The 18,145-nt window shown below is 64.8% G+C and carries 1 protein-coding gene; it reads left to right on the top strand.

Going from position 1 to position 18,145, the window contains the following annotated elements; translation table 11 throughout:
• The first annotated feature begins 5 nt into the window (after positions 1-5).
• Complete coding sequence (locus tag AC1RMG_RS21670; protein WP_493170217.1) at positions 6-17,786, top strand: non-ribosomal peptide synthase/polyketide synthase; 17,781 nt, start codon at positions 6-8, stop codon at positions 17,784-17,786.
• Positions 17,787-18,145 lie beyond the last annotated feature (359 nt).

The raw sequence follows: 18,145 nt of genomic DNA, 5'->3' as shown, positions 1-18,145 counted from the left end.
AGTACATGCAAGCTTTAATCGACTCGGTAGGCACGCTTTCTTCCAAGGAAAGAAGAGCCCTGGCGATTTTGCTTAAAGAAAAGGGCATCAACCTCTTTGGTATCGCTCCTATCTGCAGCCGCGGCGCCGACGAGGCGCCGGTTCTCTCCTATACCCAGGAAAGCCAGTGGTTCCTTTGGCAACTGGAGCCCGACAGCACCGCCTACCACATCACCACGGCGCTGCGCTTGACCGGAGAACTGGACCTCGACGCGCTGCGCCATGCATTCGATACCCTGATTGCCCGGCATGAAACCCTGCGCACTACCTTTTCCGAAGAAGATGGCACGGCGGTGCAGGTGGTGCACCCACCGGCGCCGCTGGACATCGAGGTCATCGAACTGCACGCCGGCGGCCTGTCCTATGAGGCCCAGGTCCATGCCCTGACCGACAGCAAGAGCCAGCCGCCCTTCGATCTGCGCAATGGCCCGCTGTTGCGGGCCAAATTGCTGCGGGTGGCAGCAGACGAGCATGTGCTGGTCCTGACCCAGCACCACATCGTTTCCGATGGCTGGTCGATGGGGGTGATGGTCGACGAGCTGATCCAGCTCTATGCCGGCTACCGCCAGGGGCGCACGGTCAGCCTGCCGGACCTGCCGATTCAATACGCCGACTATGCCAACTGGCAGCGCCAGTGGATGGATGCCGGCGAGCGTGAGCGGCAACTGGGCTACTGGCTGGAGCAACTGGCCGGGGAGCAGCCCTTGCTGATGCTGCCGCTGGACCACCCGCGCCCGGCGATCCAGAGCTATCGGGGGGCGCTGCTGGATATCCCGTTGCCGGAAGAGCTGCGCCTGGGCCTCAAGCAATTGGCCCAGCGTGAAGGGGCGACCCTGTTCATGCTGTTGCTGGCCTCGTTCCAGGTCTTGCTGCACCGCTACAGCGGCCAGGCGGACATCCGCGTCGGGGTGCCGACCGCCAACCGCAACCGGGTGGAAACCGAGCGCCTGATCGGCTTCTTCGTCAATACCCAGGTGTTCAAGGCCGAGGTCGACGGGCAACTGGGCTTCAATGATTTCCTGCAGCAGGTCAAGCAGACCGCGCTGATGGCCCAGTCCCACCAGGACTTGCCTTTCGAGCAGTTGGTGGAAGCCTTGCGCCCCGAGCGCAGCCTGAGTCACAGCCCGCTGTTCCAGGCAATGTTCAACCACCAGACCGCGGTCAAGAAGGGCGGGCAGAGCCAGCGCCTGGACGACCTCAGCATCGAGACCCTGAGTTGGCAGGGGCGTGCCGCGCAGTTCGACCTGACCCTGGATACCTTCGAATCCGAGGATGGCCTCTGGGCCTCCCTGACCTACGCCACCGACCTGTTCGAGGCGTCCACCATCGAGCGTCTGGCCCAGTCCTGGGTGCAGTTGCTGCAGGGCATCGTCCAGCAGCCGCGCCAGCGCCTGGGGGACCTGCCGCTGCTGGGCGCTGCCGAGCAGCACCAGTTGCTGCACGAGTGGACCCCGGCCACCGGTGAGTTCCCCAGCGATGGTTGCGTGCAGCAGTTGGTGGAAGCACAAGCACTGAAAAGCCCGGAGGCCGAGGCCCTGTTGTTCGCTGGCCAGCGCCTGAGCTACCGGGAACTCAATGCCCGGGCCAACCGCCTGGCGCACAAGCTGATCGAGCTGGGCGTGGGGCCTGAAGTGCGGGTGGGCGTGGCCTTGCAGCGCACCCCGGAAATGGTCGTGGCATTGCTGGCGGTGCTCAAGGCCGGTGGCGCCTATGTGCCCCTGGACCCGGATTATCCCCAGGATCGTCTGGCCCACATGCTGCGTGACAGTCAGGCACAGATCCTGTTGACCGAAAGCGCCTTGCTGTCGCTGCTGCCGTCCGTGGAGTCCTTGCAGACCCTGCAACTGGATGCCCAGCCAGGCTGGCTGGATGGCTACTCGACAGACGACCCGGCGCCACGCGCGACCCCGGACAACCTGGCCTATGTGATCTACACCTCCGGTTCCACCGGCCTGCCCAAGGGCGTGGCGATTGCCCATCGCAACGTGCTGGCGCTGATCGACTGGTCGAACCGGGTGTACAGCACTGACGACCTGCAAGGGGTGCTGGCCTCGACTTCGATCTGCTTCGACCTGTCGGTGTGGGAGCTGTTTGTCACCCTGTCCAGCGGCGGTTCCATCGTCCTGGCCCGCAACGCCCTGGAACTGCCGGAGCTGGCGGACCGCGACCGGGTGCGCTTGATCAATACCGTGCCTTCGGCGATTGCCGCGCTGCACCGCAGCGGGCAGATTCCGCCCAGCGTGCGGATCATCAACCTGGCGGGGGAGCCACTGAAACAGGCGCTGGTGGATAGCCTCTACCAGCAGCCCGGGCTGGTGCATGTCTACGACCTGTACGGCCCTTCGGAAGACACCACCTACTCGACCTACACCCGGCGTGAGGCGGGAGGGCAGGCCAATATCGGCCGGGCCATCAGCAACACCCAGAGCTACATCCTCAGCCCGGACCTGCAACCAGTGCCGGTGGGCAGTGCCGGCGAGCTGTATCTGGCCGGCGCAGGGGTGACTCGCGGATACCTGGCGCGCCCAGGGCTGACCGCCGAGAAGTTCGTGCCCAATCCGTTTTCCAGCGACGGTGGCCGGGTGTACCGCACCGGCGACCTGACCCGTTACCGCACCGATGGGGTGATCGAGTACATCGGCCGCATCGACCATCAGGTGAAGATCCGCGGTTTCCGTATCGAGCTGGGTGAAATCGAAGCGCGGCTGGTGCAGCAGGCGGCGGTGCGTGAAGCCTTTGTCCTGGCCCATGACGGCGAGAACGGCCAGCAACTGGTGGCCTATATCGTGCCGAGCGACGCCGCTATGGCGGTGGCAGGGGAAGCCCAGACAGCCCTGCGCGAAAGCATCAAGACGGCGCTGAAAGAGCATGTGCCGGACTACATGGTGCCGGCGTACCTGCTGTTCCTCGAAGCGTTGCCGCTGACACCGAACGGCAAGCTCGATCGCAAGGCCCTGCCCAAGGTCGACGCCCAGCAGATGCAGCAGGTCTACGTGGCGCCGCAGAGCGAACTGGAGCAGCAGATCGCGGCGATCTGGGCCGATGTGCTGAAGCTTGAGCAGGTCGGTGCCACCGACAACTTCTTCGAACTGGGCGGTGATTCGATCATCTCGATCCAGGTAGTCAGCCGCGCGCGGCAGGCCGGTATCCGCTTCACCCCGCGGGATCTGTTCCAGTACCAGACGGTACAGGGGCTGGCGGCAGTGGCCGAGCAGGGCGAGGGCGGGGTGCAGATCGACCAGGGCCCGGTGCGTGGCGCAACTGCGCTGCTGCCGGTGCAGCAGTGGTTCTTCGAGCTGCCCATGAGCGAACGCCATCACTGGAACCAGTCAGTGCTGCTCAAGCCGGCCCAGCCGCTGCGCGCCGAGGTGGTAGAGAACGCCTTGCAGGCCCTGTGGGTGCAGCATGACGCCTTGCGCTTGCAGTTCAGCCAGGAGGCGGATGGCTGGTCGGCGCGTTTTGCCGATGCCGGCCAGCGGCCGGAGCTGCTCTGGCAGGTCGCAGTGGATGGCGCCCAGGCCATGGAACAGTCGGCGATCGAGGCGCAGCGCAGCCTGAACCTGCAGGACGGGCCGCTGCTGCGGGCCGTGCTGTTCAGCCTGGAGGACGGCAGCCAGCGCCTGTTGCTGGTGATTCACCACCTGGTGGTGGACGGGGTGTCCTGGCGGATCCTGCTGGAGGATCTGCAACGGGCCCACACTCAACTCAGCGCCGGCCAGACTCTGGCATTGCCGGCCAAGACCAGCTCGACCCAGGCCTGGGCGGAGCAGATGCAGGCCTATGCCCAAGGTGCGGCGCTGCAGGAAGAACTCAAGTACTGGCAGGCCCAGTTGCAGGGCGTCGAGTCGAACCTGCCGCTGGATCGCCCGGTGACCGAGTTGCAGAACCAGCACGCCAGCAGCCTGAGTTCACGCCTGGACAAGGCCCGTACCCAGCGCCTGCTGCAGGATGCCCCGGCGGCCTACCGCACCCAGATCAACGATCTGCTGCTCACCGCCCTGGCCCGGGTCATCACCCGCTGGACCGGCGAAGCCAGTGCCCTGGTGCAACTGGAAGGCCACGGCCGCGAAGACCTGTTCGACAGCATCGACCTGACCCGCACCGTGGGCTGGTTCACCAGCATGTTCCCGGTGAAGCTCACGCCGCAGGCGTCCCTGGCCGATTCGATCAAGTTCATCAAGGAGCAACTGCGGGCGGTGCCGAACAAGGGCATCGGCTTTGGCGCCCTGCGTTACCTGGGGGATGCTCAGGCGCAGCAGACCCTGGCAGCCCTGGCCGTGCCGCGTATCACCTTCAACTACCTGGGCCAGTTCGACGGCAGTTTCGACGAGCAGGATTCCCTGTTCAAACCCAGCGGTGAAGCCAAGGGCGACGACCAGAGCCCACTGGCCCCGCTGAGCAACTGGCTGAGCCTGGATGGCCAGGTCTATGGCGGCGAGTTGAGCCTGAACTGGACCTTCAGCCAGCAGATGTTCGATACCGCCACCGTGCAGCGGCTGGCCGACGACTATACCGAGGAGCTCAAGGCGCTGGTGGCGCATTGCAGCCAGCCCGAGCACCGTGGCGCCACCCCGTCGGACTTCCCGCTAGCGGACCTGAGCCAGCAACAGCTGGACCGCTTGCCGTTGTCGATGGGCCAGATCGAGGACCTCTATCCGCTGTCGCCGATGCAGCAGGGCATGCTGTTCCATACCTTGTATGAGCAGGAGGGAAGCGACTACATCAACCAGCTGCGGGTAGACGTGGACGGCCTCGACCCGGTGCGCTTCCAGCAGGCCTGGCAGACGGCCATCGATAGCCACGACATCCTGCGTAGCGGTTTCCTCTGGCAGGGCGAGTTGTCGAAGCCGATCCAGGTGGTGCACAAGCGCATCACCCTGGGCCTGATCGAGCATGACTGGCGTGCATCCGCCGCCGACTCCCAGACTCTGGACGCATTGGCCGAGCAGGAGCGTCAGCGCGGTTTCGAGTTGGGGGCTGCGCCCTTGTTGCGCCTGGTCCTAGTGCGCACCGAAGAGCAGCGCTATCACCTGATCTATACCAACCATCACATCCTGCTGGATGGCTGGAGCAACTCGCAGTTGCTCGGCGAAGTGCTGCAACGTTATGCGGGGCAATTGTCGGGGCAGGGACCTGGGCGCTATCGGGATTACATCGGCTGGTTGCAGCGCCAGGATGCCCAGGTCTGCGAGTGCTTCTGGAAAGAGCAACTGTTGACTCTGGATGAGCCGACTCGCCTGGCCCAGGCCATCAGCCGTGGTGCACAGAATCCGGCGGGCAGGGGCCACGGAGCCCATGAGCAGCAACTCGATACTCTGCAGACACAGCGCTTGAGCGAGTTCGCCCGGCAGCAGAAGGTCACGGTCAACACCCTGGTGCAAGCGGCCTGGCTGCTGTTGTTGCAGCGCTACACCGGGCAGGACACCGTGGTGTTCGGCGCCACGGTCTCCGGCCGCCCGGCGGAACTCAAGGGCGTGGAGCAGCAGATCGGCCTGTTCATCAACACCCTGCCGGTGGTGGCCTCACCCCGCGCGGACATGGCGACCAGTGACTGGCTGCAGGCCGTGCAGGCGCGCAACCTGGCCCTGCGCGACTTCGAGCACACGCCACTGTATGAAGTGCAGCGCTGGGCCGGCCTGGGAGGCGAGGCCCTGTTCGACAACATCCTGGTGTTCGAGAACTACCCGGTGTCCGAGGCCCTGGAGAAAGGCGCCCCGGCGCAGTTGCGTTTCGGTGCGGTGGACAACCATGAGCAGACCAACTACCCGCTGACCTTGTCGGTCTACCTGGGCCAGGCCCTGGCCTTCGAATTCAGCTATGCCCGGGAGCACTTTGCTCAGGGGAACATCCAGCAACTGGCGGCTTATCTGCAGCAGTTGCTGATGGCCATGGTGGACAATCCGCAGTGCAGTATCGGCGAGCTGTCTTTGATCGGTGCCACCGAGCGCGATGTGATCGAGCAGCAGCGCAGCCGCACTCCGGCCCGGAACCTGGTGCCGGAGTGTGTCCATCAATTGATCGAAGCCCAGGCCGAACGTACCCCGGATGCCGTGGCACTGCTGTGTGCCGGCCAGCAACTGAGCTATGGCCAGTTCAACCAGCGGGCCAACCAGTTGGCTCACCGGCTGATCGAACTGGGCGTGGGCCCGGACGTGCGGGTGGGGATTGCCGTGGAGCGCGGGCTGGACATGATTGTCGGCCTGCTGGCGGTGCTCAAGGCCGGTGGCGCCTATGTGCCCCTGGACCCTGAATACCCGCAGGATCGCTTGCATTACATGATGCAGGACAGCGGCATCCAGCTACTGCTGACCCAGGCGCCCCTGCTTGAGCGTTTGCGCGCCGGCATGGAGGTACCGTACCTGTGCCTGGACTCGCAGGAGCAGGGCTTGCACGGCCAGTCACCGGCCAATCCGTCGCCACGGGCGCTGGCCGACAACCTGGCCTATGTGATGTACACCTCCGGCTCCACCGGCCGGCCCAAGGGGGTGGATATCAGTCACCGAGCCTTGAGCCAGCATGCCCAGGTCTCCCGGGACTATTTCAATATGAGTGCCGAAGATCGTGGATTGCAGTTCTCCACCTTCAACTTCGACGCCTTTGTCGAACAGCTGTACCCGGCGCTGATCTGTGGCGCTTCGGTGGTGATTCGCGGCAAGGACCTGTGGGACAGCGAGACGTTCCATGAACAACTGCTGGCCCAGGGCATCAGCATTGTCGACTTGAGCACCGCCTACTGGTTCATGCTGGGCAAGGATTTTGCCGCCGGCGAACCTCGGGATTTCGGTCGTTTGCGCCAGCTCAATCTGGGTGGCGAAGCCATGCCGGCGGAAGGCGTGGCCGCCTGGAAAAAGGCCGGCCTGAAGCAGGCTTGCCTGCTCAACACCTACGGGCCGACCGAGGCCACGGTGAGCGTTACCGCCCATGATTGCAGTCGTTATCTGTTGGGCGAAGAGCCTCTGCCCAGCCAGATTCCCCTGGGCAAGGGCTTGCCGGGCCGTTCCATCTACCTGCTGGACAACAGCGGCAACCTGACCCTCGGCGGCGCCACCGGCGAGCTGATGATCGGTGGCGAGCTGCTGGCCCGGGGTTACCACGACCGCCCAGGCCTGACGGCAGAGCGCTTCATCCCCGACCCGTTCAGCAGCAACGGCGGGCGCCTGTACCGCTCCGGCGACCTGGCCCGCTATGACGCAGAGGGCGTGGTCGAGTACGCCGGGCGTATCGACCATCAGGTGAAGATCCGCGGCTTCCGTATCGAAATGGGCGAGATCGAAGCGCGGCTGCTGGAACTGCCGCTGGTGCGCGAAGCCGTGGTACTGGCTCAGCCGGGACCCAGCGGCCAGCAGTTGGTGGCCTACGTGGTCGCAGCCGCGGGCGTGGTGGCAGAAAGTCAGGAAGACCAGACGCTGCTGCGTGAGCAGTTGAAAGCAGCACTCAAAGAGGTGCTGCCGGACTACATGCTGCCGGCTCACCTGCTGTTCCTTGAGGCGCTGCCTCTTAGCCCCAACGGCAAGCTGGATCGCAAGGCTCTGCCTCAGGCCGACGCCAGCCTGCTGCAGCAGGCCTATATCGCTCCGCAGAGCGAGCTGGAACAGCAGATCGCAGCGATCTGGGCCGATGTGCTGAAGCTTGCGCGAGTCGGTGTCACCGACAACTTCTTCGAGCTGGGCGGCGACTCGATCATCTCGATCCAGGTGGTCAGCCGTGCGCGTCAGGCCGGTATCCGCTTCACCCCGAAAGAGCTGTTCCAGCACCAGACGGTGCAGGGGCTGGCCACGGTGGCGGAGCAGGGTGAGGGCGGTTTGCAGATCGACCAGGGGCCGGTGCGTGGTGCCACGGCGCTGTTACCGATCCAGCAGTGGTTCTTCGACACCCCGGTGCCGGAACGTCATCACTGGAACCAGTCGGTGTTGCTCAAGTCACTGCGGCCGCTGCAAGCCGAGGCACTTGAGACGGCACTGCAGGCCCTGGTGCTGCAGCATGATGCCTTGCGCCTGCGGTTTGTCGAACAGCAGGGCGACTGGAGCGCCGTTTTTGCCGAAGTCACTGAGCAGCCGGCCTTGCTCTGGCAGGCCACGGTGGCCAACGACCAGGAACTGCAAGCGTTCTGCGAGCAGGCCCAGCGCAGCCTGAACCTGCAAGCGGGGCCGTTGTTGCGCGCTACGTTGCTGACCCTGGCCGACCACAGCCAGCGCCTGCTGCTGAACATCCATCACCTGGTGGTGGATGGGGTGTCCTGGCGAATTCTGCTGGAGGACCTGCAACTGCTGCTGGATGGCCAGCCACTGGTGGCCAAGAGCAGCTCGATCCAGGCCTGGGCCGAGCACTTGCAGGCCTACGCCCGCAGCCCGGCGCTGCAACAGGAACTGTCGTACTGGCAGGCGCAGTTGCAGGACGGCGGGGCGAACCTGCCTTGCGATCATCCATCTGCGGAACTGCACAACAAGCACGCCGGCAGCGTCAGCACGCGGCTGGATAAAACCAGCACCCAGCGCTTGTTGCAGGATGCCCCGGCGGCCTACCGCACCCAGATCAACGATCTGCTGCTCACCGCCCTGGCCCGGGTCATCACCCGCTGGACCGGTGAGTCCAGCGCCCTGGTGCAACTGGAAGGCCACGGTCGCGAAGAGTTGTTCGACGACGTCGATCTGACCCGCACCGTGGGCTGGTTCACCAGTATGTTCCCGGTGAAGCTGACGCCGCAGCCGGCCCTGGCCGACTCGATCAAGCTCATCAAGGAACAATTGCGTGCGGTGCCGAACAAGGGCATCGGCTTTGGTGCCCTGCGCTACCTGGGGGACGAAGCGGCGCAACAGACCCTGGCCGCCCTGGCAGTGCCGCGCATCACCTTCAACTACCTGGGCCAGTTCGACGCCAGCTTTGACGAGCAGGCCGGGTGGTTTGCCCCGGCGGCCGAAGCCAAGGGCGAAGATCAGAGTGGCGAAGCCCCCTTGGGTAACTGGCTGACCCTGAACGGCCAGGTTTATGGGGGGGAATTGAGCCTGGGCTGGAGTTTCAGCCAGGCCATGTTCGAACCGGCGACCATCCAGCGCCTGGCGGATGAATACGCCGAGGAGCTCAAGGCGCTGATCGAACATTGCAGCCAGCCCGAGCATCGCGGCGTGACCCCGTCGGACTTCCCTCTGGCCGGCCTGAGCCAGCAGCAACTGGATCGCCTGCCGCTGCCGGTCGCCCAGATCGAGGACCTCTATCCGCTGTCACCGATGCAGCAGGGCATGCTGTTCCACACCCTGTACGAGCAGGCCGCGGGGGACTACATCAACCAAATGCGGGTGGATGTGGACGGCCTCGATCCCCAGCGCTTCCAGCAGGCCTGGCAGGCGGCCATCGATCGCCATGACATCCTGCGTACCGGTTTTCTCTGGCAGAGCGAACTGGCGACGCCGATCCAGGTGGTGCACAAGCACATCACCCTGGAGTGTGCCGAGCATGACTGGCGTGACCGACCGCAACTGGCCGAGGCCCTGGACGACCTGGCCGCGGCCGAGCGCCAGCGCGGCTTCGACCTGCTGGCGGCACCGCTGCTGCGACTGACCCTGGTGCGTAGCGGCGAGCAGCGTTATCACCTGATCTACACCAACCACCACATCCTCATGGACGGCTGGAGCAACTCGCAGTTGCTCGGCGAAGTCCTGCAGCGCTATGCCGGGCAGTTGCCGCATCAGGCGCCCGGTCGCTATCGGGATTACATCGGCTGGCTGCAACGCCAGGATGCCCAGGCCTGCGAGCGCTTCTGGAAAGAACAGTTGCTGGCCCTGGATGAGCCGACCCGCCTGGCCCAGGCCATTGCCCGGGATGCCCAGGGCCTTGGCGGCCACGGTCACGCGGCGCACAGACATGGGCTGGATGCTGCTCAGACTCGCCGCCTCGGCGAGTTCGCCCGGCAGCAGAAGGTCACGGTCAATACCCTGGTGCAAGCGGCGTGGCTGCTGTTGCTGCAACGCTGCACGGGCCAGGACACCGTGGTGTTCGGCGCCACGGTCTCGGGGCGGCCATCCGAGCTGCGTGGGGTGGAGCAGCAGATCGGGCTGTTCATCAATACCTTGCCGGTAGTGGCCACGCCGCGTCCGGACATGGCGGTCAACGACTGGCTGCAAGCGGTGCAGGCGCGCAACCTGGCCCTGCGGGAATATGAACATACGCCGTTGTATGAGGTGCAGCGCTGGGCCGGCCAGGGCGGTGAAGCCCTGTTCGACAACATCCTGGTGTTCGAGAACTACCCGGTGTCCGAGGCCCTGGAAAAAGGCGCACCGGCGCAGATGAGTTTCGGTGAAGTGGGCAACCACGAGCAGACCAACTACCCGCTGACGGTGGCGGTCAATCTGGGTGAGAGCCTGTCGTTCGAGTTCATCTATGCCCGCGAGTCGTTCACCGCGGCGTCGATGCAACAGTTGGGCGGGCACTTGCAGAGCCTGCTGCTGAACCTGATGGAGCATCCGCAGACGGGCCTGGGCGAGTTGCCCATGCTGACTCAGGACGAGCAGCGTCGAATCCGCGAGGACTGGGATCACACCGATGTGGTCTACCCGACCCACCGTTTCGTCCACCAGCTGTTCGCCGATCAGGCGGCCAAGGCGCCGGATGCCCCGGCGGTGTTCTTCGCCGAGCAGCGCCTGAGCTATCGCGAGCTGGATACTCAAGCCAACCAGCTGGCGCACAAGTTGATCGAGCTGGGCGTTGGCCCGGAAGTGCGGGTGGCCATCGCCATGCCGCGTTGCGCGGAAATCATGGTGGCCTTCCTGGCCGTGCTCAAGGCCGGCGGGGTTTATGTGCCGCTGGATATCGAGTACCCCCAGGACCGCCTGCGCTACATGATGCAAGACAGTGGCGCGTGGCTGCTGCTGACCCAGAGCCACCTGCTGGATCGCTTGCCGATCCCCGATGGCCTGCCGACCTTGTCGGTGGAACGGGCCGCAGATTTTGCCGGCTACCCGGCCAGCGCCCCCCAAGTGGATCTGGCCGAGGAAAACCTCGCCTATGTGATCTACACCTCTGGGTCCACCGGCTTGCCCAAGGGCGTGGCGGTGTCCCACGGCCCGCTGGCCATGCACAGCCTGGCCACCGGCGAGCGCTATGAAATGAGCCCGGCGGATTGCGAGTTGCACTTCATGTCCTTCGCCTTCGACGGCTCCCATGAAGGCTGGATGCACCCGCTGATCTACGGTGCCAGCGTGCTGATCCGCGACGATAGTTTGTGGTCGCCGGAATTCACCTACGAACAGATGCATCGCTACGGCGTCACCGTCGGTGTGTTCCCGCCGGTGTACCTGCAACAACTGGCGGTGCACGCCGAGCGCGACGGCAATCCGCCGGCGGTGCGGGTCTACTGCTTCGGCGGCGATGCAGTGCCCCAGGCCAGTTACGATTTGGCGTGGCGAGTGCTGCGGCCCAAGTACATCTTCAACGGCTACGGCCCGACCGAGACGGTGGTTACGCCATTGATCTGGAAGGCCCGTGTCGGTGATCCCTGCGACGTGGCCTACGCGCCTATCGGCAATATCGTTGGCAACCGCAGCGCCTACGTGGCCGATGCCAACCTCAACCTATTACCGGTTGGCGTGGCAGGCGAGCTGTACCTGGGTGGCCTGGGCGTGGCCCGGGGTTACCTGGATCGTCCGGGGCTGACAGCGGAACGCTTTATTCCCGACCCTTACAGCACCACCGGCGCCCGGCTGTACCGCAGCGGCGACCTGACCCGCTATCGCACCGATGGCTTGGTGGAGTACGTAGGCCGTGTCGACCATCAGGTGAAGGTGCGGGGTTTCCGTATCGAGCTGGGCGAGATCGAAGCGCGCTTGCTGGAGCAGGACCCGGTACTGGAAGTGGCGGTGATCGCCCAGCCAGGGCCGAGCGGCCAGCAGCTGGTGGGCTACATCGTGCCGGTGGACGCCGAGGTGGCGTCGAGTAACGAGCGCCAGGCGCAGTTGCGCGAGAGCATCAAGGCTCGCCTGCGCGAGAGCCTGCCGGACTACATGGTGCCCACTTACCTGCTGTTCCTCGAAGCGCTGCCGCTGACGCCGAACGGCAAGCTGGATCGCAAGTCGCTGCCGAAAGTCGATGCGCAGCTGATGCAGCAGACCTACGTCGCGCCGCAGAACCCGCTGGAACAACAGATCGCGGCGATCTGGGCCGATGTGCTGAAGCTTGAGCAGGTGGGCGTCACCGACAACTTCTTCGAACTGGGTGGCGACTCGATCATCTCGATCCAGGTGGTCAGCCGTGCCCGGCAGGCCGGTATCCGCTTCACCCCCAAGGACCTGTTCCAGCACCAGACGGTGCAGGGGCTGGCCACGGTGGCGGAGCAGGGCGAGGGCGGTTTGCAGATCGACCAGGGCCCGGTGCGTGGGCAAATGCCGCTGCTGCCGATCCAGCAGTGGTTCTTCGACACCCCGGTGCCGGAACGGCACCACTGGAACCAGTCGGTGCTGCTCAAGCCGCAGCGGCCGTTGCAGGCCGAGGCACTTGAGGCGGCGCTGCAGGCCCTGGTGCTGCAGCATGATGCCCTGCGCCTGCGATTTGCCGAACAGCAGGACGGCTGGAGCGCCGCTTTTGCCGAAGTCACTGAACAGCCGGCCTTGCTCTGGCAGGCCACGGTGGCCAACGACCAGGAGTTGCGCGAGTTCTGTGAGCAGGCCCAGCGCAGCCTCAACCTGCAACAGGGGCCGTTGTTGCGCGGGGTGTTGTTGACCCTGGCCGACCACAGCCAGCGCTTGCTGCTGAGCATCCACCACCTGGTGGTGGATGGGGTGTCCTGGCGCATCCTGCTGGAGGACATGCAGCGTCTGTTGAGCTGCCAGCCACTGCCGGCCAAGACCAGCTCGACCCAGGCCTGGGCCGAGCACTTGCAGACCTACGCCCGCAGCCCGGCGTTGCAACAGGAACTGTCGTACTGGCAGGCACAATTGCAGGATGGCGGCGCGAGCCTGCCTTGTGATCACCAGGCCGGAGGGCTGCAGAACCAGCACGCCATCAGCCTCAGCATGCGCCTGGACAAAGCCGATACCCAGCGACTGCTGCAAGGGGCCCCGGCGGCCTATCGCACCCAGATCAACGATCTGCTGCTGACCGCCCTGGCTCGGGTCATCACTCGCTGGACCGGTGAATCCAGCGCCCTGGTGCAACTGGAAGGCCACGGTCGCGAAGAGCTGTTCGACGAGGTTGATCTGACCCGCACCGTGGGTTGGTTCACCAGCGTGTTCCCGGTGAAGCTGACGCCGCAGCCGGCCCTGGCCGACTCGATCAAGTTCATCAAGGAGCAACTGCGTGCGGTGCCGAACAAGGGCATCGGCTTTGGCGCCCTGCGCTACCTGGGAGACGAGGTGGCGCAACAGACCCTGGCGGCGCTGGCGGTACCGCGCATCACCTTCAACTACCTGGGCCAGTTCGACGGCAGCTTCGACGAGCCGGATACCTGGTTCGCCCCTGCCGCCGAAGCCAAGGGCGAGGATCAGAGCTTGCAAGCGCCTCTGGGCAACTGGCTGAGCATCAACGGCCAGGTCTATGGCGGTGAACTGGAGCTGGACTGGACCTTCAGCCAGGCCATGTTCAAACCGGCGACGATCCAGCATCTGGCCGATGACTACGCCCGGGAGCTCAAGGCGCTGATCGAGCATTGCAGCCAGCCCGAGCACCGTGGGGTGACCCCGTCGGACTTCCCGCTGGCGGGCCTGAACCAGCAGCAACTGGACCGGCTGCCACTGGCCCTGGCCGAGGTCGAGGACCTCTATCCGTTGTCGCCGATGCAGCAGGGCATGCTGTTCCATACCTTGTACGAGCAACAGGGGGGCGACTACATCAACCAACTGCGGGTCGATGTGGACGGCCTCGATCCCGAGCGCTTCGTCCAGGCCTGGCAAGCCACCGTCGATCGGCATGACATCCTGCGTACCGGCTTCCTCTGGCAAGGCGAGTTGTCGACACCGATCCAGGTGGTGCACAAGCAGGTCGCCCTGGAGTGCGTCGAACACGACTGGCGTGGCCAACCGCAAGTGTCCGAGGCCCTCGACACCCTGGCCGAGGCCGAGCGCCAGCGAGGTTTCGATCTGCAGGCTGCGCCGCTGTTGCGCCTGACCCTGGTGCGCACTGCTGAGCAACGCTACCACCTGGTCTACACCAACCATCACATCCTCATGGATGGCTGGAGCAACTCGCAGTTGCTCGGAGAGGTCCTGCAGCGCTATGACGGGCAGTCGTCACCAACGGCTCCCGGTCGCTATCGGGATTACATCGGCTGGTTGCAGCGCCAGGATGCCCAGGCGTGCGAGCGCTTCTGGAAAGAGCAACTGTTGACTCTGGAGGAGCCGACCCGCCTGGCCCAGGCCATTGCCCCGGATGTTCCCGGGACGCCAGGACACGCTGAGCAGGTGTATACCCTGGATGCCCATCAGACCCGGCGCTTGAGCGAGTTCGCCCGCCAGCAGAAGGTCACGGTCAATACCCTGGTGCAAGCGGCGTGGCTGCTGTTGCTGCAACGCTGCACGGGCCAGGACACGGTGGTGTTCGGTGCCACGGTGTCCGGCCGCCCGGCGGAGCTCAAGGGCGTGGAGCAGCAGATCGGGCTGTTCATCAACACCTTGCCCGTAGTGGCTGCTCCCCGTGCGCAAATGCTCCTGGGGGATTGGCTGCAAGCGGTGCAGGCGCGCAACCTGGCCCTGCGTGATTATGAGCACACGCCGTTGTTTGAAGTGCAGCGCTGGGCCGGCCTGGGAGCGGATGCCCTGTTCGACAACATTCTGGTGTTCGAAAACTACCCGGTGTCCGAGGCCCTGGAGAAAGGCGCCCCGGCGCAGTTGAGTTTCGGTGAAGTGGGCAACCACGAGCAGACCAACTACCCGCTGACGCTGTCGGTGTACGTGACCGAGCTGCTGTCCTTCGACTACAGCTATTCGTTGCAGCATTTCAGCGCGACGGTTATCGACCAGCTGGCGGCCGGCCTGCAGCAGTTGCTGCTGAGCATGATCGACAGTGCCGACCTGTGCCTGGGTGATCTGTCGCTGCTCAGTGACGGTGAGCGCGCGCGCATCGAAGGTGAATCCAGTCGTGCCGCGAGGGAGATTGGCCGTGGCCCGAACGTTCATCAGTTGTTCGAGATGCAGGCCGCCAAGACTCCGGATGCACTGGCGCTGCTGTGCGCTGATCAGCAACTGAGCTACGCCCAGTTCAACCAGCGGGCTAACCAGTTGGCTCACCGGCTGATCGAATTGGGCGTGGGCCCGGACGTGCGGGTGGGGATTGCCGTGGAGCGCGGGCTGGACATGATTGTCGGCCTGTTGGCGGTGCTCAAGGCCGGTGGCGCCTATGTGCCCCTGGACCCTGAATACCCGCAAGATCGCTTGCATTACATGATGCAGGACAGCGGCATCCAGTTGCTGCTGACCCAGACGCCGCTGCTGGATCGCCTGGCAATCCCGGATCAGCTCATGCACCTGTGCCTGGATCAACGCCAGGCCTGGTCCGCCGCCGAGGCGGTTGGCAATCCGCCGTCGCGCAGCGATGCCGACAACCTGGCCTATGTGATGTACACCTCGGGCTCCACCGGTCGGCCCAAGGGCGTGGGCATCAGCCATAACGCCCTGAGCCAGCATGCCCGTGCCTCGGTGATTCATTTCAAGATGTCCGCCGCCGACCGTGGCCTGCAGTTCTCCACCTTCAACTTCGACGCCTTTGTCGAACAGCTGTACCCGGCGCTGATCTGCGGTGCCTCGGTGGTGATTCGCGGCAAGGCGCTGTGGGACAGCGAAACCTTCTACCGCGAGTTGATCGAGCAGGGCATCAGCATCGTCGACTTGAGCACCGCCTACTGGTTCATGCTGGGCAAGGATTACGCGGCCAAGCCGCCGCGGGACTTCGGTCGCTTGCGCCAGCTCAACCTGGGGGGCGAGGCCATGGCGGCGGAAGGTGTGGCCGCGTGGAAAAAAGCCGGGCTGAGCCAGGCCTGCCTGCTCAACACCTATGGACCCACCGAAGCCACGGTGAGTGTGGCCACCCATGACTGCACGCGTTACCTCAAGGGCGACGAGCCGCTGCCGAGCATGATTCCCCTGGGCAGGGCGCTGCCGGGCCGTGCCATCTACCTGCTGGACACCAGCGGCCAGTTGCCGCTGCCTGGTGCCATCGGTGAATTGATGATCGGCGGCGACCTGCTGGCCCGGGGTTACCACGAGCGTCCGGGGTTGACGGCGGAGCGCTTCATTCCTGATCCGTTCAGCACCGACGGCGGGCGTCTGTACCGCTCCGGCGACCTGGCTCGTTACGATGCCGATGGGGTGATCGACTACGCCGGACGCATCGACCATCAGGTGAAGATCCGCGGCTTCCGCATTGAAATGGGCGAGATCGAAGCGCGCCTGTTGGAACAGGTCCAGGTGCGCGAGGCGATTGTCCTGGCTCAGGACGGGGCGAGTGGGCCACAGCTGGTGGCGTACATCGTGCCGGCCGCGGGCGTGGCGGCGCAGACCATCGAGGACCAGGCCGTTCTGCGTGAGTGCTTGCGCTCGGCACTCAAGGACGTATTGCCGGACTACATGCTGCCGGCGTATCTGTTGTTCCTCGAGCGGCTGCCTCTGAGCCCCAACGGCAAATTGGACCGCAAGGCCCTGCCTGCCGCCGACGCGGCCACGCTGCAGCATCAGTACCAGGCCCCTCAGGGTGAGCTGGAGGAGCGGATTGCAGCCCTTTGGGGCGAGGCGCTGGGGGTCGAGCGGATTGGTCGTGACGATAACTTCTTCGAGCTGGGCGGGCATTCTCTGGATGCATTGCGGCTGATCGGGATGATCAATCGGGCGTTGCACCTGGAGTTGGGCGTCAATACCTTGTTCACTTCGCCGAGTGTGGCGCAAATGGCCCGTTTGATCGCTGCCGACAACCCGCGCGGGACGGATAACATCGTTCTGTTGGGGGGCTCGGGGCAACCACTGTTCTGCTTCCATCCAGCAGGTGGCAGTGTCTACGGCTACCTCGCCCTGGCCGGGCAGTTGCGCGACCATTGCACCGTGTATGGGGTACTGCATCAGTCCTACCTGCAAGCAGACTGGAACGAGGTTTCGTGGCAGGCCATGGTTGAGCGTTATGTGGCCAATATCCGCAAGATCCAGCCGAGCGGGCCTTACCACCTGATGGGTTGGTCGTTGGGTGGTTCAATCGCGATGGATGCGGCCACTGAACTGGAGGCGGCAGGTGAAGAGGTGCATTTCCTCGGCCTGTTCGATCCGACACCGCCCCAGGTGAACGGCGAGATCCATCTGCTGGAGCGGGACACGCCCAAGCCTGTGAACGCCGAGTCCGAGTGGCAAGCGGTGATCGAGCGCTTGAGCCTGTTGTTCCCTGGCAATGCCGAACTGATCGGTAGCCGCCTGGCGCAGGAGGCCGAACTGACCTGGGAGAGCATTCATGCCTGGGTCGTCAGGCATGTCCAGTTGGATGCCGCCGAGCTCGAACGGGCCGTGAGTGCGTTCAAGGCGGAGTTCGACGCTTCGTTGATCCATTCGGTGTTCGAAGACTTGAGCCACTTGTTTGCCCAGTATGCCTACCGGCCGTTGCAGGTTGCGCCGCATCTGTGGTGGTCCAGTGACTACAGCGAACAGGAGATTGTCGAGCTTGAGCGGGCCCTGGCCGGCCAGGTCGGGGAGGGCGGCCTGCGGGCTTCGTTGCGGATCGCCAGTGGCCACGAGGACATGGTCTATTCAACCGAGCTCCTGGAGAGTTTCAAGGAGCAGTTGATGGCCTGAACCCAAAAGTAGCCCCAAGGCCTGGACCGGCAACGGTCCGGGCCTTTTTTATGGGTGGCCAAAGGTCACCAGCAGCCCGCTGAGCGCATGGGGCCACCCCCGTAGGAGCTGGCGCGCCCATTCCCCCGGGGTAGGAGCTGGCTTGCCAGCGAAGGCGGCTTCAAGGTTTACACCCGGCTTGGGGGCCCTTTCGCCGGCAAGCCGGCTCCTACAGGTCGCTTGCGCGTCCATCCCCCGCGTAGGAGCTGGCTTGCCAGCGAAGGCGGCTTCAAGGCTTACATCAGGCTTGGGGGCCCTTTCGCCGGCAAGCCGGCTCCTACAGGATGCAGGAAGGGATCTGGGGGAATCAGGCAGGGAAG

Source organism: Pseudomonas sp. GW822-FHT04H02 (genome assembly GCF_058800645.1).
The sequence above is the reverse complement of the archived record's forward strand: the minus strand, read 5'-3'. Positions and strand labels throughout refer to the sequence as shown.